This is a genomic window from Corynebacterium sp. NML98-0116, assembly GCF_001767255.1.
In the GTDB taxonomy this organism is placed as follows: domain Bacteria; phylum Actinomycetota; class Actinomycetes; order Mycobacteriales; family Mycobacteriaceae; genus Corynebacterium; species Corynebacterium pseudogenitalium.
Window position 1 is genome coordinate 934,854 of record NZ_CP017639.1, and the last position, 21,873, is coordinate 956,726.

Consider the following 21,873-nt stretch of genomic DNA (forward strand, 5'->3'; position numbering starts at 1 on the left):
GGCAGTAGCAAGGAGCCTTATGCTTGCTGCGCGTGCGCGGCAAGCATAAGGCTTTGTTGTTTCCACTCGGAAGAGCTGGCTTGGGATACGGTTCCCCTCCAGGTATTGGTGAGCTGGGCGGAGAGGGCGTCGACAAGCGCTTCGGCATCTGCTGCATCATTGAGCGCATCATCGTGGGCGAGTTGATACCCAGCTGCTGCGACTGGAATCGAGTCAGCGTCGCGCAGTGCGGTGCGCAGGAACGCGACGCGCTCATCGGAGGCGTCCTCCAACGTGGCGATACGCGCGTGCAGCGGCGCATCCGCATACGCCTTTGCCAGCCCCAGCCCATAGAGGAACTCGTACTCTGTTTTGAGCGCCGCACTGGCAAGCTCGATATCGCCCTTGTTTTGCAGTGCGGCGACGTCCTCAGCGTCGAGTTCGGGGCCGATTGCCGCGATGATGTCGACGGCCTGCGCCGCAACTAAGTCTCGCGACTGCGCTGGAACCTTCTCCAAAGAAGCTGTCACGGACTGCTCGACGAACTCTTGCAGAGCTGCATCGTCGCTGACACCCACGGCTTCACCAGGACCGGTGGAAAACTCGCAGCTGCGCGGCAACTCCGCGTCAATGTTGCCGCAGAGTCGCGCAACCTCTCCAAAAAGCTCATCCGCCTGCTTGCCACGAAGCTCAGCGAGTGCTGGATCCGAAAGACTGCGCGCATCCGCAGTCGCCTGTTGCGCAAGGCCAAGCACTGCTTTGTCGGGGCGGGGCCCAACAACACCGAGAAGGTCGCACGACGAAAGCGTCAGCGACAACGGCACCGCAAGAACAGCAACCAGCAATTTTTTCACGGGGAAAACGCTAGCACGTTTGCGTCACGCTATGGTGGGCACATGGCTTTTCCAACTCCCCAAGAACTAGAGACACTCATTGAGCCGCTGGCCCAACGCCACAACATGGACATCGAACACGTCAAGGCAGTGAAGGCTGGCAAGAAATCCCAGATTGTCATCGCGCTTGATGCCGATGCGCGTCCAACGCTGGACGAGCTCGAGGTAGTGTCCAACGAAATCGGGGAGTTCCTCGACGAGCAGGAAGAAGTCGGAGCGTTCTCATTCGGTGCTGGCTACACGCTGGAAGTTACGACCCCAGGAGTCGACTTACCGCTCACAGCACCGCGCCACTGGCGTCGTAACCGCGGGCGGCTAGTGAAGCTCAACGACACCAACGGCCAGAGTTCTATCTGGCGCATTGGCGCGATGAACTCCGAGGAAACGAAGGTCGCGCTGATCGAGGCAGGGAAGAAGACCCCGGCGGTGCAAATCTTGGAAGTTTCCGAAATGCCGAAATCGGTGGTAGAAATTGAGTTCAACACGCCGCCCGCTGCTGAGCGAGAACTCAGCGAGGCGACGTTTGAAGAAGCAGAAGTAGCAGCAACCCTGTAAGGGATCCGGAGGAAGACAAGTGAATATTGACGTCCAAGTCTTGAAGAACATCGAAGTACAGCAAGGAATTGGGTTCGACGAACTACTCGAGACCATCGCCTCGGCGCTGCTCTTCGCGTACACGGACAACCTGGAGCACCCCCAGGATGAACACCACAAGGCGCGCGTCGACATCGACTCCGAAACCGGTGACGTTGCCGTCATGGTTTCTGAGCTCGACGCTGAGGGCGAAATTATCTCGGAGTACGACGCCACCCCGGTCAACTTTTCTCGAATCGGTGCGAGGGCCGTGCGCGACGCCATCAAGGGCAAGCTATTGGCCGTCGAAGCTGGTCGCGTGTACGAGGAGTACTCCGGCGCTGAAGGTACTGTTGTCTCAGGCATCGTGCAGCGGGACGCGCAAGCGGAAGCACGCGGTATCTCCGTGGTGCAGCTTGGAACCGAAGCCGATCCACAGGATGGCCTGCTCATCCCGGCAGAAAAGATCCCTTCCGAAACGCTCAAGCACGGTGACCGCATTAAGGCGTACGTAGTTGGCGTCAATAAGTCTGACCGTCGTGTGCAGGTAAGTTTGTCGCGCACGCACCCTGAGCTCGTGCGCGGGTTGTTCGCGCTTGAGGTCCCGGAAATCGCAGATGGCACCGTTGAGATCGTGGGCATTGCCCGTGAGGCGGGGCACCGCTCCAAGATCGCTGTACGGGCGACGGTGAAGGGTGTCAACGCGAAAGGCGCATGCATCGGCCCGCGCGGCTCGCGTGTCTCAAACGTGATGAAGGAGCTCGGTGGGGAAAAGATCGACATCATCGACTGGGCAGAGGATCCGGCTACGTATGTTGGTAACTCACTGGCGCCATCGAAGGTTGTCAAGGTCGAGGTCGTCGACCCAGTGGCGCAAGTAGCGCGTGTTACCGTGCCCGACTACCAGCTGTCACTTGCGATTGGCAAGGAGGGGCAGAACGCACGTCTGGCTGCTCGCCTTACCGGTTGGAAGATCGACATCCACTCCGACGCAGCCACGGATTAACGACGCCAGATCCTGGCCTCTGTGTTGGGAATTCACACAACGCTTATAAAAACTTGGCAAAGTGGCGTAGGCTGGTCCGTGGCTAATTTTCCCATCGTGGTGTTGGCCACGCGATAGCCGTTCAGCAATGTCGAGTATGTGGAAGAAGGGTGTGGATGACTTCAGCGAGCGAACGCTCAATCCGTCGTCGCACCTGTATAGCCACAGGCCGGAAACTTCCAGATAGGGAATTGCTCCGGGTTGTTGCTGACGGTACTGTTCCAGGTGTTGTTCTTGCAGATCCCACCCGATCATTACCTGGGCGGGGAGCGTGGATAACCCCTACATGGGATGCATTAAAGCTGGCGGAAGAGCGTAGAGCTTTCTCTCGCGCCCTCCGTCTGTCCGCTCCTGCGGACGTAGGTCATGTACACAAGTACCTCGCTGAAAAGGCGAAAGACCCAACAGAAGTAAGGAAGACCGAACACTGATGAGAACGCAACAATGAAGCAGCATCAGCGATGAAAGTCATAATCAACGTCTAGAGGCCGGTCGCCGTTTCCGGTGCCGCCCTCTAGCCCAACTAAGAGGAGACACGTGCCCGGAAAGCTACGCGTACACGAGCTCGCAAAACGACTCGGCGTAACAAGCAAGGAACTACTCGCCACTCTGAAGGAAGAGGGCGAATTCGTAAAGACAGCTTCCTCCACCATTGAGCCTCCCGTCGTCAAGAAGATGACGGCACTGTACGAGCAAAAGAATGGTGGCGGAGAAGAAGCATCCGCGAAGGATAAGGATGCAGCGAAGCCCGCTGGTAAGGCGTCGAAGCCTGCCGCAGCAAAGCCAGCGGCACCGAAGCCAAGTGCTGCAAAACCTGCAGCACCAAAGCCTGGTGCTGCCACACCGGCTGCTCCAAAGCCCGGCGCTGCTAAGCCAGCTGCCCCGAAGCCTGCAGCAGCAAAGCCTGCGGCACCAAAGCCAAGTGCTGCAAAACCTGCAGCACCAAAGCCTGCCGCAGCGAAACCTGCAGCACCAAAGCCGTCGGGTATGCCGCGGCCGATGCCGAAGCCGGGTGGCCGCCCACGGGTAGCCAACAACCCATTTTCTTCCAACACTGGTGGGGCACGACCAGCTCCACGTCCAGGTGGTCGCGGTGCACAGGGTGGCCGTGGTGGTCAGCCTGGTCGCGGTGGCCAAGGTGGCCCACGCCCAGGGCAGAACCAGGGCCAGGGTCGCGGGACTGGCGCGCAGCGTCAAGGTAGCCGGCGTCCGTCCCCAGCAGATATGGCAGCGGCACCATCACCAACGCAAATGCCACGCAAGGCGGCTGGGTCGGACAACCGTGGTGGTCGTGGGCACGGCCGCGGCCGTGGTGGACACGGCCCGGGCGGCCCACAGGGCGGCGGTTTCCGCGGTCGCGGTGGACGTCGTGGCGGAACCGCTGGTGCATTCGGCCGTCCAGGTGGCGCACCAGGGCGTCGTCGTAAGTCGAAGGGTCAGAAGAGGGCCGAGTACGAAGAGATGCACGCACCAAACGTCATCGGTGGCGTACGCCTTCCCGATGGCGGTGGCAAGACTGTGCGTCTGCGTCAGGGCGCGACCTTGGCTGACTTCGCTGACAAGATCGGTACCGAAGCATCGAACCTGGTGCAGGCTCTGTTCAACCTTGGTGAAATGGTAACGGCAACGCAGTCGGTCCCCGAGGAGACGCTGCAGCTACTCGGCGCCGAAATTAACTACGAGGTTAAGATCGTCTCTCCTGAGGACGAGGACCGCGAACTTCTCGAGTCCTTCGACCTCCAGTTCGGTGAGGATGAAGGCACCGAAGAGGACCTTGAACAGCGCCCACCAGTGGTGTCTGTCATGGGTCACGTGGACCACGGTAAGACCCGCTTGCTGGATACAATTCGTCGCGCCAACGTTGGGCGCGGCGAGGCCGGCGGTATTACCCAGGGCATCGGTGCGTACCAGACCACCGTTGAGCTCGAGGGGGTTGAGCGTAAGATCACGTTCCTCGATACCCCAGGTCACGAGGCGTTCACGGCAATGCGTGCCCGCGGTGCGAAGTCGACCGACCTCGCTATCCTCGTTGTCGCTGCTGACGACGGCGTGATGCCACAGACGGTTGAGGCTATCAACCACGCCAAGGCTGCAGATCTGCCTATCGTGGTTGCAGTGAACAAGGTGGATAAGCCGGAGGCTTCGCCGGAGAAGATCCGTGGTCAGCTGACCGAATACGGACTGGTTCCGGAGGAGTACGGCGGTGACACCATGTTCATCGACATCTCCGCGAAGCAGGGCACCGGCATCGACGAACTGCTCGAGGCAGTCTTGCTGACCGCCGACGCAGCTCTCGAGCTGCAGGCGAACCCGGACATGGATGCACAGGGCGTGGCTATCGAGTCGCACCTCGACCGTGGCCGTGGCCCAGTCTCCACCGTTATCGTGCAGCGCGGTACGTTGCGCGTCGGCGACTCCATCGTTGTGGGCGGCAACTTCGGCCGTGTCCGCCGAATGGTCGACGAGTGGGGCAACGACGTTGAAGAGGCTGGCCCGTCCCGCCCGGTACAGGTACAAGGCCTCAATGGCGTTCCTGGTCCAGGCGACAACCTCCTGGTAGTCGAGGACGACCGTGTTGCCCGCCAGATCGCTGCGCAGCGCGACGCCCGTCATCGCGCTGCTATGCAGGCACGCAGCAAGAAGCGCGTCTCTCTGGAGAACCTGGATCAGGCGCTCAAGGAGACCAGCCAGCTCAACCTCATCCTCAAGGGCGACAACGCCGGTTCGGTGGAAGCTCTGGAGGAGGCGCTGCTCAAGATCGAGGTCGACGACGAAGTCGAGGTAAACATCATCGACCGTGGCGTCGGTGCTGTTACCCAGACCAACGTCGTGCTCGCGGCCGCTTCCGACGCTGTCATCGTGGCATTCAATGTCCGTGCTGAGGGCAAGGCTACGGAAGAAGCCAACAACGAGGGCGTCGAGATCCGTTACTACTCGGTGATCTACAAGGCGATCGAGGAAGTCGAGGCAGCCCTGAAGGGCATGCTGAAGCCGATCTACGAAGAGAAGGACCTGGGCAAGGCCGAGATCCGTCAGATCTTCAAGGCATCTTCTGTCGGCCTCATCGCAGGCTGCATGGTTACCGAAGGCAAGGTCAAGCGTGGAGCGAAGATTCGCCTCGTGCGCGACGGCAACGTTGTTACCTCGGACGCGACCATCGACTCGCTGCGACGCGAGAAGGACGACGCAACAGAGGTTGCAAAGGGCTACGAGTGCGGCATGGTGCTGTCCTACCCGGACATCCAGGTCGACGACATCATCGAGGCATACGAGATGGTGGAAGTCCCCCGCGACTAGACGGTAGAGAGAAAACGGCCCTGCTCCTTCGCAAACGCGAAGTGAGCAGGGCCGTTTCTTTTCTTGAAGTAGTGGGCTGCGTCGTAGCAGGGTAGACTGTTCGGAGGTTTAGTGCCAATGAAGTAAAGGAGACGAAATGTCAGAGAACCCTCGCGCGCAGCGCCTGGCGAAGCAGATCCAAATGATCGTCGCTTCGGCGATAGAGCGTGAAGTGAAAGACCGTCGCCTCGAATTGGTGACTATTACGGACGTCCGGATGACCGGCGACCTACATGATGCGACTGTCTACTACACGGTCCGCGGAAAGAATATCGACGACGAGCCGGACTACGATCAGGCTGCAGAGGCGCTGCACCGTCACCGAGGGCAGATCCGCAAGATTGTTGGCGACCAGTTGAGCGTCCGCTTTACTCCTACGATTGAGTTCAAGCTTGATACGGTGCCGGAGTCCTCGGCGCGGATGGAAGAGCTGCTGGAAAAAGCTCGTCGTCGCGATGAGGAGCTGGCGCGACTGCGAGAGAACGCCCAGCCAGCAGGTGAGGAAAACCCGTATAAGACGATTGAAGAGTAGGCACTATGGCGTTGTTATTTCCCCAAGCAGAAGCCGAATTTAGCAAAGTTGCTGGCGCCATCAAGAGCGCATCGAATGTTGCGGTGCTGGCCCATATCAAGCCCGATGCTGATGCGATTGGATCGGCGTGCGCTCTTGTTCGCGGATTGCGGCAGATCGGAATTGAAGCCAGTGCTTACATCGGCCAGCCATTCCCGCACGCAAATAACCTGCGCTCTATTCCGGGGGTTGATGAGGTCGTCTATGGGGAAGCGTTACCAGCGGATGGGCTGATCGTCACGGTTGATTGTGCCTCGGTAGACCGAACGGGATGCTACCAATCTGAGCTTATGGCGCAGCAAGAGCGGGTGATCGTGCTTGACCATCACCGTTCGAATGACGGGTTCGGAGCGCGGAACCTCATTATCGATTCTGAATCGACGACGACTATCATCCGGGAGCTGTTCACGTACCTCGGCGTCGAGTTAGATGCTGAACTGGCCTACTGCCTGTATTCCGGGCTTGTCACCGACACAGGTAACTTCCGTTGGGGTTCCCCGAGAATGCATACGCTTGCTGGAGAGTTGTTGGAATTCGGGCTCAATCCAAGGAACATATCCCTGCAGCTTTCGGACGAGATGACGGCCGATGACCTACGTTTGATGGGTAGTGCATTAGCAAGCTTGGAATCACGCCAAGTCGATGATCTCACAGTTTCGTTCATGTGTATTGATGAAGCTGCGATGCAAGCGATGAGCCAAACTGCCGTTGAAGCCGTAATTGATTACGCGCGTGTCCTCGTTGGCAGTGACGTCGGGGTTGTACTCAAGCAGTTCCACTCGGAGCGGTGGGGGATTTCCTTGCGCTCGACAAAGGTAGATGTCTCCGTCGTTGCAAGTGCGCTCGGCGGGGGTGGTCACCGCCCGGCTGCGGGGTACTCAGCGCAAGGAACGAAAGAGCAGGTACAAGATCAGCTTCTGGCTGCATTGCATGACGCATACGTTGCGGAGTAAGGCTGCTCCTGTATGACGAATACGCATGGTGTGCGGGCGCGTGACATTTTTGCCCTGGCGCTACCGGCCCTCGGCGTGCTTGCGGCGAATCCTCTGTATTTGCTGCTGGATACTGCTGTGGTTGGAAGGCTGGGCACGGTTGAGCTTGCGGCGCTCGCTGCTGGTACTGCGGTGCAATCTACGGTGACCACGCAGCTGACGTTTCTTTCCTACGGCACTACCGCGCGTAGCTCGCGTCTTTACGGCGCAGGTCGGCGTGCTGATGCGGTCGCGGAAGGCGTCCAGGCTTCGTGGGTGGCAATACTCGTGGGCCTCGGATTGGCGTCGATTATTTGGCTGTTCGCCGAACCCATCGCGTTCGCGTTGACTCAGAATGCGGAAACGTCTGCTGACGCGGCGCAGTGGATGCATGTCGCGGCGGTCGCTATTCCGCTGACGCTGCTGATTATGGCAGGTAATGGTTGGATGCGAGGAGTGCAAAACACCAGGCTACCGTTTGTGTTGACGCTGTGCGGTCTTGTGCCCGGGGCGGTTCTATTGCCTTTGCTTGTTGACCACTTTGGGCTGGTGGGCTCTGCTGTGGCCAATGTAATAGGAATGGGAATTACCGCTTCACTATTCGTTGGGGCGCTTGTAAAGGAACATCGAGGAGAGGGCGCTGTTTGGCGCCCACAGTGGAATGTCATTGCCCATCAGTTGGTGCTTGGACGTGACTTGATTTTGCGCTCCGCCTCCTTTCAGATTTCGTTGCTCGCCGCTACCGCAGTCGCTGGTCGTTTTGGTGTCTTCGCGTTGGCCGCGCACCAGGTGTTGCTGCAGTTGTGGAACTTCCTGTGTCTCGTGCTGGACTCGCTCGCAATTGCAGCTCAGACGCTTACAGGGGCTGCACTTGGGCAGGGAAACGTGGAGCGCGCAAGAAGGACAGGTGCAGCTGTTACGCGCTACGCTACGGTGTTTGCGGTTGTGCTCGCTGCGGTTTTTCTAGTGTTCGATGGGCCAATCCAGTCGATTTTTACGCATGATCCTGGCATGGCAGACGCGCTGACCGTCCCTTGGCGGTGGTTGGTGGCGATGATCGTTGTGGGGGGTGCGGTGTTTGCGCTCGACGGGGTGCTGCTTGGAGCGAGTGACGCTGTCTTCCTGCGCAACCTTTCGATTGGCGCAATGCTCGGTGGATTTTTGCCTTTGACGTTGTTGTCCATGTGGCTGGGGTGGGGTCTAGCGGGTGTGTGGGCCGGCTATTTTGTCTCAGTCGTGTTGCGTCTGGTGGGAGTGCTGTGGCGGTTCCGTTCGATGAAGTGGGCGCGCACCGGGGTAGAGGAGTGAGTACGTCATGCTAGGTCCGACACTGTGGGCGGTCAGCGACCTGCATGCTGCAGTAAAGGCGAATCAGGCCAAGATCGACCTCATTCAACCGCGGCATGAGGGGGATTGGCTGATTGTCGCGGGTGATGTTGCAGAGAAATTTGAGCTGATAGTCAACGTGATGGGTGTACTTGCTCAACGGTTTGAGAAAGTCATCTGGGCCCCTGGAAACCACGAGCTGTTCTCTAGCGAGCGATCACGCTACAGAGGCCGTGATAAGTACGTTGCGCTAGTCCAGGCAATGCGAGAACTCGGCGTTGTAACGCCTGAGGACCCGTACCCGGTATTCCACGGCATTACGGTGGCGCCACTGTTTACTCTGTACGACTACTCGTTTCGCCCTCAGCATTTAAGTGTCGACGCCGCGCTGAAGAAAGCTCGCGACAACAACATTCTGATGACGGACGAGTTTGCTATCCGCCCATTTGTAGATACTCGTGCGTGGTGCTGGGAGCGCTTGGCGTACACAACGAAGCGGCTTTCTCGCGTGCACGGTAAGACGATCTTGGTCAACCACTGGCCACTGGTAAAGGAGCCAACGCACCGCCTGTTCTACGGGGACATTGCCATGTGGTGCGGGACCCGGCACACGCGCAGTTGGCCTAAGCGGTTCCACGCACAGGCCGTAGTCTACGGACACCTTCATATCCCGGGGACCGTACATGTAGACGGCATTCCGCATATTGAAGTGTCGTTGGGGTACCCCAGGGAGTGGCAGCGCTGGCCAGAGGAACATCGTTGGCCGTACCCAGTCTGGGAGGTGAACCGCTAGTGCGCGATCTGTCATTATTCCCTCCCTCTGCGCGGTTCGTCTCTCTTCGAACCGATGACGGCCATAATCTCCGCAATTACGATAATCTCGACGAGCAGGAGAAAGGCGTTGTCCGCGGAGCAGTCGATATCCGGAAAGGGGAGTTCGGCGATGCCCGTTGGTGTGCGCACCGCGCCCTCGACGAACTAGGGGTCGAAGGTCCTCACCGCATCATGCGGGGCGAAGCTGGGATGCCGTTGTGGCCCGACGGCGTGTGCGGCTCCTTGACGCATACGGATGGTTTTCGTGCGGCGGTCGTTGCGCCACTCAACAAGGTGCGCTCTATCGGTATTGATGCTGAGCTGGCGGAGCCGCTTCCGGAAGGCGTATTGCCCCAAATCGCGTGCCCAACCGAGCTTGAGATGTTGGACGCACTTCGGGCAGAGGGCTGCTTCTGGGCTGATCGGCTGCTGTTCTGCGCGAAAGAGGCCACATATAAGTGTTGGTTCCCGTTGGCGCGAAAGATGTTGGAATTCGATCAGGCGGAAATCTATATCCGGCCGAACGGAACATTTGTTTCGTACATTCTCGAGCGGCCGACGCCCGCTCCGTTCTTTGAGGGGCGCTGGGTGCACCGGGCTGGCTACGTCATCACTTCTGCGTTTCTGTTGTAGCGACAAACGCGAAAAACGGCGTTAGCGCTGACTACAGCGTGGATGGGCGCGCGACAAACACCGTGGCAAGACGCTTCTTGGATTCTTTCACAAGGGCGACGACGCGGCCGTCGTCACGTTGTGCAGCGTGTACACCCGAAAGTCCGCGAGGTTCGAGCCATTTGCCCATAGCGAGGGCGTCGTATTCATCGTTGGTGACGGGCAGTACCGGCCAACAGGTAGCGCAGGCTTCGTCGAGGGTGAGGCTGAAGCGCGGGTGAGCCTGGATGTCTTCCAGCTCCAATGCGTGCTCGAGGTTAAAGGGCCCGACTGTGGTTCGGCGAAGCGCAGTCAGGTGCCCGCCGGTGTGTAGGGTCTCACCTAGATCGCGTGCGAGCGCGCGAATGTACGTCCCCGAGGAGCAGTGCACACGGACATCGACGTCAATCCAGGTATCGACGCGAGCGATGCCCAAAATGCTGTACTCATGAATTGTTACTGGTCGGGCTGGGATCTCGACATCGTGTCCTTCGCGGACGAGCTGATGTGCGCGCTTGCCGTCGATTTTGATTGCGGACACGCTTGAGGGACGCTGCATGATATCGCCGCGGAAGCTGTCGATGGCGTCGATAATGTCGGCGTCAGTGACTGCATCGGTGGGGGAGGTGCTGACGACCTCGCCCTCGGCGTCATCCGTCGTGGTGGCGGCACCGAGCCGAATGGTTGCCTCGTACGTCTTGGTTTCCGCGACGAGGTGGGCGAGGAGCTTTGTGCCACGTTCGATACCGACAACCAGTACTCCAGTCGCCATCGGATCCAAGGTTCCGGCATGACCGACTTTGCGGGTCCCGAAAGCACGGCGAAGGCGTGCGACCACGTCGTGGCTTGTGAGGCCTTGGGGCTTATCGATGACAACAATTCCAGATGTAGCGAGGGGATCACTCATAGCTCTTTAGTATGCCGTACGCTATTGCACGTGGATATTTTGCACGGTCTTAATGCTGTACCGGAATCGTTCGGTGCCCTTGACGGCACCGTGCTGACGATAGGGGTCTTTGACGGGGTCCACCGCGGTCACCAGATGCTGATCAAAGCAGCTGTTGATGAGGCGAAGCGTCTCCAGGTGCCATGCGTGGTGATGACATTTGAGCCGCACCCGGTAGCAGTATTTCGTCCGGAAGCCGCGCCCACGGCGCTGATGCCACTCGAGGAGCGGGCGCGGCTGATCGCTGAGCTTGGCGTGGACGCGCTGATCGTTATCGATTTCCGCAAAGAGCTTGCGGGGGAGAGTGCACAAGACTATTTCGACAAAGTAGTGATGGGCACCTTGCATGCTCGTCACATCTTTGTGGGCGAGAATTTCACGTTCGGACGAGATGCTTCCGGCACGTCGCAGACGATGGTGCAGCTCGGTGAGCAGAATGGTGTTGATGTGACAGTAGTCCGCCTGCTGAAAGAGGGCGCGACAAGAATTTGTTCAACGGCGATTCGGGACGAGCTTGCACAAGGCAACATCAGCGTGGCTAAGGACTACATGGGCAGGCCGTTCTCCGTCGTGGGTCCGATCAAGCGGGGTGCTGGGCGAGGAGGTCGCGAGCTCGGTTACCCGACCGCGAATCAGTATGTTGCTGACGTTTCTGCCCTCCCGAAAGATGGGGTGTACGCGGGGTGGCTCACAATTATCGACGATGCCCCCATCGGCGGGAACATGGTTCCGGGAAAGCGCTACCCGGCTGCGATTTCAGTCGGCACTAATCCGACGTTCGGTGACAAGCGGCGCAGTGTCGAGTCCTACGTGCTTGATAGAGATGCTGACCTCTACGATCGGATGGCCCGCGTCGAATTTGTGGCGAAGGTTCGCGACATGGTCAAGTTCGATTCCGTTGACGAGCTTCTGGAGCACATGGCTCGGGACGTTTCCCGGACCCGCGAACTCTTAAGCGAGCCTGTTGCTGATTCCGTAGAATAAAGCCGTTGCTGATCTGTGTTGCTTGAAAGGTTTTTGCTGTGACCATCAAGATGATTCTCGACGTAGACACCGGTATCGACGACGCGTTGGCGTTGGCATACGCTATGGCTTCACCTGAAGTGGAACTTGTCGGCGTGACATCGACATATGGAAACGTCACGGTGGCTGATAGCGTTCGCAACAGTCTCGCGATTCTCGAGCTATTCGGGCGCACCGATATTCCCGTGTTCGCTGGCCCGACGCATGCTCGTGCCAAGGACAGCTTTGAAGTGTTGGAAATTTCGCAGTTCATTCACGGCGTAAACGGTATAGGGGAGGCGCAACTTCCGGATGCCCATCGCGCTGTCGAGGAAGCCTCCGCGGTGGACTTCATGGTCGATGCGTTCCACCGCTACGGCGACGAATTAGTGATTGTTCCTGTCGGGCCTCTGACGACGGTCGCAGCTGCCATGGAAGCCGATAAAGACTTTGCAGACAGTGCCAGGATTGTGATGATGGGCGGTGCGCTGACCGTGCCGGGAAACGTCAATACGTGCACTGAGGCGAACATCAATCAGGACCCCGAAGCTGCTGACTTTGTGATGCGCAGGGCGCAGAACCTCACCATGATCGGGCTCGATGTTACTTTGCAGACGTTGTTGACGTCGAAGGAAACCGCGGTGTGGAAGGAGTTGGGCACGTCTCAGGGCAACTTCTTGGCAAAGGCGACTGACTTTTACATCAAGGCATATGAAACAACTTCGCCGCATCTTGGTGGGTGCGGGCTGCATGACCCGTTGGCGGTAGCAGTTGCGATAGATCCCAGCCTGGTTGACTGCGTTGGTGTAAACCTGCGCACGGACCTCGAAGAGCCAACTCGTGGACGAACGATCGGGGACCCGGAGCGTCTGAATGACCCGAAGAAGACGAGTCAGGTTGCAGTTGGTGTCGACGTTGATCGATTCCTCGATGAGTTCATGACACGTTTGACCAACCTGGCGCGCAGCAGCTAAAGTAGTCCAGGCTTTGTGCGAGTTGAGACTGTGGTTCGCAGCAGTTGCAGCACAAAGTGGTCAAAGTATATGCGGACTGAAACAAATGAGGAGTTTTTCATGGCGCTGAACGCTGAGAAAAAGGCAGAGATTCTGAAGACCTACGGTGTGCACGAGACTGACACCGGTTCCCCGGAGGCGCAGGTTGCGCTGCTCACCGAGCGCATCAACAACCTGACTGAGCACCTGAAGTTCCACCAGCACGACCACCACTCCCGTCGTGGCCTGCTGCTGCTGGTTGGTCGCCGTCGTGGTCTGCTGAAGTACCTGCGCGAGAACAACGTCGAGCGCTACCGTGACCTGATTGCTCGTCTCGGCCTGCGTCGTTAAGACGATCACGTCATAAGGCTTCAAACTCCCGCTCTGGCTTTTTAGGGCGGGGGTTTAGCTGTGTCTGAAGCGTGGTGAAATCCCTGGCAGGGTGGTAGAGTGTGCTTCGTTCTAAATGACACAAAAACGGCGACATCGATGATCGCCCGGAGATCCAAGGAGAGGGATCAATTGAGCAGTTTTAAGCCGAGAAATTCGTACGAAATCCACGTTGATGAAGAGTATGGGGTTACCGAAGCAGTAGCGTCGCTCGACAACGGTGATTTCGGTTCTCGCACCATTCGTTTTGAGACGGGCCAGTTGGCTCGCCAGGCAGATGGGTCGGTGACGACCTACCTGGACGATGACACCATGATGCTTGCGACGACTACGGCGTCGAATAACCCCCGCGAAGGCTTTGATTTCTTCCCTCTGACCGTTGATGTCGAGGAGCGAATGTATGCCGCGGGCCGTATCCCGGGCTCGTTCTTCCGCCGCGAAGGCCGCCCATCCACCGAGGCGATCCTGGCTTGCCGTCTCATCGACCGCCCACTGCGCCCAACCTTCGTGAAGGGGCTGCGCAACGAGGTTCAGGTCGTGATTACCGTCCTGTCGATCGCCCCGGAAGAGTACTACGACGTTGTCGCTATCAACGGAGCTTCCGCAGCAACGCAGCTTTCTGGCCTGCCGGTTTCCGGCCCTGTTGGTGGTGTGCGTATGGCATTGATCGCTGACGATAAACACCCAGAAGGCCAGTGGGTTGCATTCCCGAATCACGAGCAGCACCAGCGTGCCATCTTCGAGATGGTTGTTGCGGGCCGCATTGTTGAGCGCAAGCGTGGCCGTAAGACGGAAGCGGATGTTGCAATCATGATGGTTGAGGCAGGAGCTGGCGCGAACGTCGTCAAGCTGATCGCTGACGGCGCACCTGCACCTACCGAGGAAACCGTCGCAGACGGTCTGGAGGCTGCGAAACCGTACATCAAGACGCTGTGTGAGGCGCAGCGCGACCTTGCAGCTCAGTTCGACAAGGAACGCAAGGAGTTTCCGCTTTTCCCGGCATACACCGATGAGGTGTTTGAAGCAGTGGAGAAGAAGGCATCGAAGAAGCTCGCTTCCTTCCTGACCATCGCTGGCAAGCAGGAGCGCGAAGAGAAGATCAACGCGTACATCGAGGACATCGAAGAAGATGTGCTTGACCGCCTCGACGTCGACGAAGATGACGACGATGTTGCTGCTGTGGTGAAGGAGATTCGCGCGGCGTACAACGCACTGCAGAAGGAGATTGTTCGAGGCAAGATCCTGAAGGATGGCTACCGTATCGACGGTCGCAGCGTGACCGCGATCCGTGACCTCGGCGTGGAAGTCGAACTGGTCCCGCGTGCGCATGGTTCGGCACTGTTCGAGCGCGGTGAGACCCAGATCCTTGGTGTGACGACGCTTGACATGCTGAAGATGGAACAGCCAATCGATTCGCTGAGCCCTGAGACTTCGAAGCGTTACATTCACCACTACAACTTCCCACCGTATTCGACTGGTGAAACAGGTCGTGTTGGCTCCCCGAAGCGCCGCGAAATCGGTCACGGTGCGCTTGCAGAGCGCGCGCTGTTGCCAGTGATACCTTCGCGCGAGGACTTCCCGTACACGATTCGCCAGGTTTCTGAGGCGCTGAGCTCCAACGGTTCGACGTCGATGGGCTCCGTGTGTGCATCGACGTTGTCGCTGTACAACGCTGGTGTGCCACTGGCTGCTCCGGTCGCGGGTATTGCGATGGGCCTTGTGTCGGGTGACGTCGATGGTGAGACGAAGTACGTCGCTCTGACGGACATTCTGGGCGCGGAAGATGCGTTCGGCGATATGGACTTCAAGGTGGCAGGCACCCGCGAGTTCATCACCGCCCTGCAGCTTGATACCAAGCTGGACGGCATTCCTTCTGACGTGCTCGCTTCGGCTCTGAAGCAGGCGCATGATGCTCGAGAGACCATCCTGGACACGATGGCAGAGGTCATTGATTCGCCGGATGACATGAGCTCGTTGGCGCCGAAAATCACCACGGTGAAGGTTCCTGTTTCCAAGATTGGTGAGGTCATTGGCCCGAAGGGCAAGATGATCAACTCGATTACCGAGGAAACCGGCGCGGACATCTCGATTGAAGAGGACGGAACCGTGTACGTCTCGGCAACCAGTGGCGAAGCAGCAGACGCCGCGATCGACAAGATCAACGCAATTGCTAACCCACAGTTGCCGAAGGTAGGCGAGCACTACCTGGGTACCGTGGTCAAAACCGTTGCATTCGGCGCGTTCGTTTCGATCGTCCCGGGAACCGACGGCCTGATTCATATCTCGAACTTGGGTGGCAACAAGCGCATCGAGAAGGTCGAGGACGTTGTCAACGTCGGTGACAAGATCGAGGTCGAGATTCGTGATATTGATAATCGCGGCAAGATCTCCCTTGTTCCTGTTGAGCAGGACAAGTAGTCTCACCGCTTAAAGAAGTGGCCAGGGCATTTACGCCCTGGCCACTACGCGTTTGCCGAGCTAACGGTGGACGTCAATAACTAGCCGTGTTGGACTTTCCAACACCGTAGCCTCAAACGAACGCTGCCGGTCGAGTCCGATGAAGAACTGCGACTGGTTTTCAAACGTGCCGCCGTTGGTGATCCCAGCGACGTTGCCGGTTGCCAGCTGATACGGGCCAGCGGAGATAAGATCAGGGTTGCTCGGGAGTCGATCCATCGGTGTGCCTTCGATGAGCACCTCCAAGATGTCGTTACCGGAGACCGCGAGCTCGTGGCCGGAGGCCTGCTGGAGTGCCTTATCGGTGTACTGGATTCGATAGCCAGGTAGGCCATTGCCTGAGAACTCGAAGACGACGCGGTCGTATGCCTCATGGCTACCGACTCGAATATCCTGGAGCGTTAGCTCAGGGGCACCTTCGGGCGGAGCGAAGGTGTTGAGAGCGACTGGGGCTGCGGGAGATGCGGCAGCCGACACCGTTGACTCCGTAGCAGATGCGTCTTGTGTAGTGGTAGCTGCAACGCTTTCAGGGGACGCAGTTGCTGTGGACGGCTCTGTCACTTCGGAACCCGTGCCGCACGCGGTGAGCAGTGCAGCCACGGCGAGGACACCGGGGAGGATCAAGCTACTCTTCATGCTTTTCGAGTGTACCGAACCACACCTGCCGCACGGCGCGCTACAGTGACAGCAGTAGAACGAACGCAACTCGCAAAGCAGAATTGAGGAATGGATATGACAATCAAAGTCGGTGTTTTGGGAGCGCATGGGCGCGTTGGTACCGCAGTTGTAGCGGGCGTGCGCGCGGCTGATGATCTTGAACTTGTAGCCGAGATCGATAAAGACGACAGCTTAGAAAAACTGTTGGACGCTGGTGCCGAAGTTATCGTCGACTTCACCACTCCAGATTCGGTAATGAGCAATCTCGAGTTCTGTATCAAGCACAGCATCCACTGTGTAGTGGGCACAACAGGATTTGACGACGATCGCTACGACCAAGTACGCAGCTGGTGTGCTGCTTCGCAGGGCACTGGCGTTCTCATTGCGCCTAACTTCGCCATCTCAGCTGTATTGACGATGTCCTTTGCTCGCCAGGCGGCCAAGTTCTTCGAGTCAGCCGAGGTAGTTGAGTACCACCATCCGAACAAGCTGGATGCACCGTCCGGCACTGCGGTAAAGACAGCGCAAGGGATTGCAGAGGCCCGAAAGGCCGCCGGAATGCAACCTTGTCCGGATGCCACTGTGCAGGAACTCGATGGAGCGCGCGGCACGGATCTAGATGGCGTCCGAGTCCACGCTGTGCGTATGACCGGAATGGTTGCGCATGAGGAAGTAATCTTCGGTACCGTCGATCAGTCGCTGACTATCCGCCAAGATTCCTATGGGCGTGATTCGTTCGTACCGGGTGTATTGCTCGGCGTGCGAAACGTCATGGATCATCCAGGCCTCACGATCGGCCTTGACAAGTTCCTCGGGCTGTAACAGATGCAGCCGCAGCGCCAACTCAGCATCCAGCTCGTGGCAGCATCAACGTTCGAACCGCCAGCCGGACTGGGCTGGCGGCCTTCATCTGGTGCAGCGGCGGCGGATGCTGTCGTCGAATTTGCAGGCAGGGCAAGCTATGACTCCTTCGGTGACAATGAGTCTCACACTTCGAGCACGGACGCCTTCCTGCATCACGTCATTGATACCGGCAACCTCTCGCTGCTCGAGCACGCAAGCGTGACGCTGTATATTCAGGGAATCTCAATGGCCACCAGCCATGAGATATTGCGACACCGAGACTTTTCAATCAGCGAGCTTTCACAGTACTCCTTACCTGAAGAGCAAAGAGGAGTCGTGGTTCCTAGCGTTGTACAGCGCGACGAGCAACTTCAACGGTTTTTCGAGCACGCGATTGAAGACGCTGCGTTTGTGCACGACGAATTGCATAACGCGGTGGAAGCAAGTCTGACGGATGAGAAGAATGTGTTACTGCGCAAGCAACAGGTACGCGAGGCAGCTATGGCACTTGCTCCGGCTGCGAGAGAAACCCGACTTGTTGTCAGCGGCAACCTCCGGACTTGGCGGAATTTTGTTGCGACCAGGGCAGCTGAGCACAGTGGGGAGGAGCTACGAGCGGTCGCCGTGAGGTGTCTGGAACTTTTGAGTGAGTGCGCACCCGTCTTGTTCGAGGACTTCGTTGTCACAACGCTGCCGGACGGGACTAAGAAGGCAACAACCCAGTACAAAACGTAGCGGTGGAGTTACATTCAGCCAGCAAAAAGGGTACGCTCTTTTGGCATGGGCACTTCTATGAAAGCTAATATCGGTGCTGACGTTTTCGGCACAGTCTGCGTCGCAATGGTCACGCCGTTCGATAAGCATGGCGAGCTAGACGTTAAGGCAGGACGAGCATTAGCTGCCCACCTTGTCGGCAATGGCATTGATGCCCTCGTGCTTGCGGGCACGACGGGCGAATCGCCAACGACAACCAGTGAAGAGAAAGTCGCGTTACTGAAAGCGGTGCGTGAAGAAGTTGGCGATAGCGCCAAACTTATCGCCGGAGTAGGCACGAACGACACCCGAAAGTCCGTCGCATTGGCGAAGGAAGCTGCTGAGGCAGGGGCTGATGGCCTCTTGGTTGTCACGCCGTATTACTCGAAGCCGTCTCAAGACGGCGTGTTTGCGCACTTCCGGGAGATCGCTTCTGCAACTTCGTTGCCGATCTGCCTCTACGACATTCCAGGACGCTCTGCGATTCCGATTGCCTCGGACACCATTGCGAAGTTGGCGGAATTGCCAACCGTAGTTGCGATGAAAGATGCGAAAGGCGACTTCTTCCAGGCAGCACCGTTGATCCAATCAACAGGCCTGGCATGGTATTCCGGGGATGACCCGCTGAACCTGCCGTGGCTGGCCATGGGGGCAACCGGTGTGATCTCGGTTGTAGGCCACGCAGCACCGCAAGCGTTGCGCGAGCTCATCACAAGCTTCGAGGAAGGCGACCTCGTCCGTGCGCGGGAAATTAACGCCAATGTCATCGACGTTCTCGCACATCAACAAGCGATTCTCGGTGGCACAACATTTGCAAAGGCTGCTCTGCGTCTGCAGGGCATTGAAGTAGGCGAACCACGCCTGCCAGTGGTCGGAGCGACCTCTGAGCAGGTAGAGGTTCTCAGAGAAGATTTGAAGAAGGCTGGAGTCCTTTAAGTATGAACGAACCCCGTACACGCTCACGCAAAGTGACGCGTAAAGCAGGGCCACCTGAGGCCACTGAACAGAAGCCGGTGTTTCAGGCACCGAAGCAGGCCGCAGGAACCGCAAGTAATGAAGATGACAAGGGCCCTGAGAAGTCACAGCGGGATAGCAAGTCCCGGAACTCGAACGGAAATGGCGGTAACGGCAGGAATCGCCGACGCGGCCGTGGACGCGGTAACAACGGCGGTGGCCGTCGCAACCCGGTGAAGTCGATGCAGGGCGCAGACTTGACGAAGCGCCTCCCGGCTCCTCCGAAGGCACCGAAGGGAACCCTGCGTATTTACGCCTTGGGTGGTATTTCCGAAATCGGTCGTAATATGACGGTGTTTGAATACAACGGGCGCCTGCTCATCGTCGACTGTGGTGTGCTGTTCCCGAACTCCGGTGAACCAGGCGTTGATCTTGTGCTGCCTGACTTTGGTCCGATTGAAAAGAAGTTGGACAAGGTCGAGGCCCTGGTTGTCACACATGGTCATGAAGACCACATTGGCGCAATCCCGTGGCTGTTGAAGCTGCGCCCGGATATCCCGATTTACTCGTCGCGTTTCACCAATGCGCTGATTGCTGCGAAGACGAAGGAGCACCGTCAGCGTCCGAAGTTGCATGAGGTGAACAAGGATTCTTCCGTCAACTTGGGCCCATTCCACGTGCGTTTCTGGCACGTGAATCACTCCATTCCGCAGTGTCTCGGACTGTCTATTAAGACCGGCGCGGGTCATGTTGTGATGACCGGTGACGTCAAGGTGGACCAGACTCCGTACGATGGAATGCCGACGGACCTGCCGGCGCTGTCGCGTTACGGTGACGAAGGCGTCGATCTGTTTATGTGCGACTCCACGAACGCTACGGTGCCGGGTATTTCTGCATCCGAGGCCGGTATCGAGGAGACACTGACGCGTTTGGTGAGCCAGGCGAAGCAACGCGTTGTGATTGCTTCGTTTGCTTCCAACGTTGCTCGCGTCCAAATGGCAGTCAACGCGGCTGTAGCGAATGGTCGCAAGGTTGCCTTCAACGGCCGCTCCATGTTGAGAAATATGGAAATCGCCGAGAAGATGAGCCTGCTGAAGGCTCCGAAGAACACGATTATCCCTATCGAAGAAGCTGCCAAGATGGCGCCGCATAAGATTGTGCTGATCACAACGGGTACGCAGGGCGAGCCGATGGCTGCGCTTTCGCGTATGTCGCGCCGTGAACACCGCCAGATCACCATCCGCGACGGTGACATGATCATCCTGTCGTCTTCCCTGATCCCAGGTAATGAGGAGGCTGTGTTCGCGACGATCAACAACCTCGCACAAATCGGTGCGACTGTGGTGACGAACTCCGAAGCTCATGTCCACGCTTCTGGCCACGGCTACGCCGGTGAGCTTCTCTTCCTGTACAACGCAGCACGCCCGACTTGCGCTATGCCTGTGCACGGTGAGTGGCGCCACATGCGCGCGAACAAGGAGCTCGCTATTGCGACCGGTGTGAAGCCGGAGAATACCGCACTTGCTCAAAATGGTGTTGTGGTTGACATGACGAAGGGCAAGATCAAGGTTGTTGGCCAGTACCAGGTCGGACAGCTTTATGTTGATGGCGCGACGATGGGCGACGTTGACCCGGACGTGCTGGCAGACCGCAGCTCGCTTGCCTCAGGTGGCGTTGTCTCGATTACCTGCGTGATCGACGACCGCACGAGTAGCCTCATTGAGGTACCGCGCGTCTCCACCACTGGTTTCTCTGAAGACGACCGTGACTTCAATAAGAAGGTCGTCGAGCGTGTCCAGGAAGTTATGGGTGATTTGGCTGCAGAAGGGGAGAATGACCCGTACCGCATGGTGCAGCAGCTTCGTCGTCAGCTCTCGCGAACGATTGAGCAGAAGTACAAGCGTGAGCCAGTCATTCTTCCAACCGTGGTTCCAACCGCGGCGGATATTGGACCGGCAGAAGACGCTGATGTTCAAGCAACACGAGAGTCGCTTTAATACCTGACACTTTTGTGAGCAGAACTATGGGCCCTGGCACTATGCTAGGGCCCATGTCATTTGCAAAGACTGAACGAAATCAACTCGCTGAACTGTTACTCGAAGTCGGACCTGAAGCACCGACGCTGTGCGAGGGCTGGAACACTCGCGATTTGGCGACGCACCTCTATATCCGTGAACGAAGGCCATTAGCTGCCATCGGAATATTCGTAAAGCGAGCGAGGAAGTTTTTGGAGGCGGAGGAAGCCCGACTTGCATCATGGTCGTACGAGGATCTTGTGCGTCTCTGGGCCATCGGTCCGCCTTCGCTTTTCAAGCCGAGTGACGACACGTTAAATACAGCCGAGCACTTTATTCACCACGAAGACGTTCGTCGAGGTAGAGGTAAGGTCGAGCCTCGGCAGTTTAGCGCCGTCACCAACAAAGAACTTTTGAAGCTTGCGAAGCGGTTTGGTTCAGTCACGCTGAAAGGTGTTGCGGTACCTGTGATTTTGACGCCACCGGACTTGCCTCCTGCCGTCATTGGCGAAGGCATCGGCGTTTCAAAGCAGGGCGATAACGTCGTCCGCGTATACGGCGAACCCGGGGAACTATTGTTGTGGGCCGCCGGTCGCAGCGCGGTCGAAGTGGATGTAACCGGTGCGGTTGAAGCTCTTGCTGGAGTAGATATCAAGTTGTAGTACTTGATTCATTCGCCTGTAACAATATCTGTGGTTTTAGAGTG

21 protein-coding genes are annotated in these 21,873 nt (G+C 58.0%); 18 read left to right on the forward strand and 3 right to left on the reverse strand.

The window, feature by feature from the left end; genetic code table 11:
• Positions 1 to 17: 17 nt before the first annotated feature.
• Positions 18 to 833, reverse strand: coding sequence for a DUF4439 domain-containing protein (locus BJP05_RS04085; RefSeq protein WP_084028568.1), 816 nt, complete (start codon positions 831 to 833; stop codon positions 18 to 20).
• Positions 834 to 875: 42 nt separating this feature from the next.
• Between BJP05_RS04085 and rimP the strand changes: the two genes are divergently transcribed.
• From rimP to BJP05_RS04125, 9 genes are all read left to right on the forward strand, one after another.
• Positions 876 to 1,427, forward strand: a complete 552-nt coding sequence (gene rimP / locus BJP05_RS04090) for a ribosome maturation factor RimP (RefSeq protein WP_070362302.1) — start codon at positions 876 to 878, stop codon at positions 1,425 to 1,427.
• A gap of 19 nt (positions 1,428 to 1,446) precedes the next feature.
• Positions 1,447 to 2,451 (forward strand): transcription termination factor NusA, encoded by a 1,005-nt coding sequence (gene nusA / locus BJP05_RS04095; protein WP_070362303.1) that lies wholly within the window; start codon positions 1,447 to 1,449, stop codon positions 2,449 to 2,451.
• 155 nt (positions 2,452 to 2,606) lie between these two features.
• Positions 2,607 to 2,921, forward strand: coding sequence for a YlxR family protein (locus BJP05_RS10945; RefSeq protein WP_071572529.1), 315 nt, complete (start codon positions 2,607 to 2,609; stop codon positions 2,919 to 2,921).
• 106 nt (positions 2,922 to 3,027) lie between these two features.
• Positions 3,028 to 5,787, forward strand: coding sequence for a translation initiation factor IF-2 (gene infB / locus BJP05_RS04100; RefSeq protein WP_070362304.1), 2,760 nt, complete (start codon positions 3,028 to 3,030; stop codon positions 5,785 to 5,787).
• A 136-nt stretch (positions 5,788 to 5,923) separates the two neighbouring features.
• Complete coding sequence (gene rbfA, locus BJP05_RS04105; RefSeq protein ID WP_070362305.1) at positions 5,924 to 6,358, forward strand: 30S ribosome-binding factor RbfA; 435 nt, start codon at positions 5,924 to 5,926, stop codon at positions 6,356 to 6,358.
• Between the two features lie 5 nt (positions 6,359 to 6,363).
• Entirely contained in the window at positions 6,364 to 7,350 is a 987-nt protein-coding gene (locus tag BJP05_RS04110) for a bifunctional oligoribonuclease/PAP phosphatase NrnA (RefSeq protein WP_070362306.1), read from the forward strand.
• Positions 7,351 to 7,362: 12 nt separating this feature from the next.
• Positions 7,363 to 8,676 carry an MATE family efflux transporter gene (locus BJP05_RS04115; RefSeq protein ID WP_070362307.1) on the forward strand — a complete coding sequence of 438 codons (1,314 nt, stop codon included), beginning with the start codon at positions 7,363 to 7,365 and terminating at the stop codon, positions 8,674 to 8,676.
• Positions 8,677 to 8,683: 7 nt separating this feature from the next.
• Positions 8,684 to 9,487 carry a metallophosphoesterase gene (locus BJP05_RS04120; protein ID WP_070362308.1) on the forward strand — a complete coding sequence of 268 codons (804 nt, stop codon included), beginning with the start codon at positions 8,684 to 8,686 and terminating at the stop codon, positions 9,485 to 9,487.
• A complete protein-coding gene (locus BJP05_RS04125; protein ID WP_070362309.1) occupies positions 9,487 to 10,140 on the forward strand; it encodes a 4'-phosphopantetheinyl transferase in 654 nt (217 codons plus the stop codon). Before BJP05_RS04120 ends, BJP05_RS04125 begins: the two co-directional genes overlap by 1 nt.
• A gap of 31 nt (positions 10,141 to 10,171) precedes the next feature.
• Here the strand turns inward: BJP05_RS04125 and truB are convergent, their stop codons facing one another.
• Positions 10,172 to 11,065, reverse strand: a complete 894-nt coding sequence (gene truB, locus BJP05_RS04130; protein ID WP_070362310.1) for a tRNA pseudouridine(55) synthase TruB — start codon at positions 11,063 to 11,065, stop codon at positions 10,172 to 10,174.
• Positions 11,066 to 11,095: 30 nt separating this feature from the next.
• Here truB and BJP05_RS04135 point away from each other — a divergent pair, with 30 nt between their 5' ends.
• The 4 genes from BJP05_RS04135 to BJP05_RS04150 all read left to right on the forward strand — a co-directional run bounded on the left by BJP05_RS04135 (position 11,096) and on the right by BJP05_RS04150 (position 15,906).
• Positions 11,096 to 12,088, forward strand: coding sequence for a bifunctional riboflavin kinase/FAD synthetase (locus BJP05_RS04135; protein WP_070362311.1), 993 nt, complete (start codon positions 11,096 to 11,098; stop codon positions 12,086 to 12,088).
• Between the two features lie 38 nt (positions 12,089 to 12,126).
• Positions 12,127 to 13,080, forward strand: a complete 954-nt coding sequence (locus tag BJP05_RS04140) for a nucleoside hydrolase (protein ID WP_205634849.1) — start codon at positions 12,127 to 12,129, stop codon at positions 13,078 to 13,080.
• 99 nt (positions 13,081 to 13,179) lie between these two features.
• Entirely contained in the window at positions 13,180 to 13,449 is a 270-nt protein-coding gene (gene rpsO, locus BJP05_RS04145; RefSeq protein ID WP_070362312.1) for a 30S ribosomal protein S15, read from the forward strand.
• Between the two features lie 138 nt (positions 13,450 to 13,587).
• Positions 13,588 to 15,906, forward strand: coding sequence for a polyribonucleotide nucleotidyltransferase (locus tag BJP05_RS04150; RefSeq protein WP_070362313.1), 2,319 nt, complete (start codon positions 13,588 to 13,590; stop codon positions 15,904 to 15,906).
• 60 nt (positions 15,907 to 15,966) lie between these two features.
• On the opposite strand, the gene BJP05_RS04155 is transcribed toward BJP05_RS04150, so the two are convergent.
• Positions 15,967 to 16,581: a hypothetical protein gene (locus BJP05_RS04155; RefSeq protein WP_070362314.1), complete on the reverse strand. Its 615-nt coding sequence runs from the start codon at positions 16,579 to 16,581 to the stop codon at positions 15,967 to 15,969.
• Positions 16,582 to 16,677: 96 nt separating this feature from the next.
• On the opposite strand from BJP05_RS04155, the gene dapB reads away from it, so the two are divergent.
• From dapB to BJP05_RS04180, 5 genes are read left to right on the forward strand one after another with little or no spacing between them, the layout of a single operon-like run.
• Positions 16,678 to 17,424, forward strand: a complete 747-nt coding sequence (gene dapB / locus BJP05_RS04160) for a 4-hydroxy-tetrahydrodipicolinate reductase (protein ID WP_070363490.1) — start codon at positions 16,678 to 16,680, stop codon at positions 17,422 to 17,424.
• A gap of 36 nt (positions 17,425 to 17,460) precedes the next feature.
• Positions 17,461 to 18,180: an FAD-dependent thymidylate synthase gene (gene thyX, locus BJP05_RS04165; RefSeq protein ID WP_240492802.1), complete on the forward strand. Its 720-nt coding sequence runs from the start codon at positions 17,461 to 17,463 to the stop codon at positions 18,178 to 18,180.
• 45 nt (positions 18,181 to 18,225) lie between these two features.
• Entirely contained in the window at positions 18,226 to 19,134 is a 909-nt protein-coding gene (dapA, locus tag BJP05_RS04170) for a 4-hydroxy-tetrahydrodipicolinate synthase (RefSeq protein ID WP_070362316.1), read from the forward strand.
• Positions 19,135 to 19,136: 2 nt separating this feature from the next.
• Positions 19,137 to 21,149, forward strand: a complete 2,013-nt coding sequence (locus BJP05_RS04175; RefSeq protein ID WP_070362317.1) for a ribonuclease J — start codon at positions 19,137 to 19,139, stop codon at positions 21,147 to 21,149.
• A 53-nt stretch (positions 21,150 to 21,202) separates the two neighbouring features.
• Positions 21,203 to 21,829 (forward strand): TIGR03085 family metal-binding protein, encoded by a 627-nt coding sequence (locus BJP05_RS04180; protein ID WP_084028653.1) that lies wholly within the window; start codon positions 21,203 to 21,205, stop codon positions 21,827 to 21,829.
• The last annotated feature ends 44 nt before the right edge of the window (positions 21,830 to 21,873 follow it).

Coding starts and splice junctions, on each gene's coding strand:
- rimP (WP_070362302.1), top strand. CDS start 876: ATGGCTTTTCCAACTCCCCAAGAACTAGAGACACTCATTGAGCCGCTG.
- BJP05_RS10945 (WP_071572529.1), top strand. CDS start 2,607: ATGACTTCAGCGAGCGAACGCTCAATCCGTCGTCGCACCTGTATAGCC.
- rbfA (WP_070362305.1), top strand. CDS start 5,924: ATGTCAGAGAACCCTCGCGCGCAGCGCCTGGCGAAGCAGATCCAAATG.
- BJP05_RS04110 (WP_070362306.1), top strand. CDS start 6,364: ATGGCGTTGTTATTTCCCCAAGCAGAAGCCGAATTTAGCAAAGTTGCT.
- BJP05_RS04115 (WP_070362307.1), top strand. CDS start 7,363: ATGACGAATACGCATGGTGTGCGGGCGCGTGACATTTTTGCCCTGGCG.
- BJP05_RS04120 (WP_070362308.1), top strand. CDS start 8,684: ATGCTAGGTCCGACACTGTGGGCGGTCAGCGACCTGCATGCTGCAGTA.
- truB (WP_070362310.1), bottom strand. CDS start 11,065: ATGAGTGATCCCCTCGCTACATCTGGAATTGTTGTCATCGATAAGCCC.
- rpsO (WP_070362312.1), top strand. CDS start 13,180: ATGGCGCTGAACGCTGAGAAAAAGGCAGAGATTCTGAAGACCTACGGT.
- BJP05_RS04150 (WP_070362313.1), top strand. CDS start 13,588: ATGATCGCCCGGAGATCCAAGGAGAGGGATCAATTGAGCAGTTTTAAG.
- BJP05_RS04155 (WP_070362314.1), bottom strand. CDS start 16,581: ATGAAGAGTAGCTTGATCCTCCCCGGTGTCCTCGCCGTGGCTGCACTG.
- dapB (WP_070363490.1), top strand. CDS start 16,678: ATGACAATCAAAGTCGGTGTTTTGGGAGCGCATGGGCGCGTTGGTACC.
- dapA (WP_070362316.1), top strand. CDS start 18,226: ATGGGCACTTCTATGAAAGCTAATATCGGTGCTGACGTTTTCGGCACA.
- BJP05_RS04175 (WP_070362317.1), top strand. CDS start 19,137: ATGAACGAACCCCGTACACGCTCACGCAAAGTGACGCGTAAAGCAGGG.
- BJP05_RS04180 (WP_084028653.1), top strand. CDS start 21,203: ATGTCATTTGCAAAGACTGAACGAAATCAACTCGCTGAACTGTTACTC.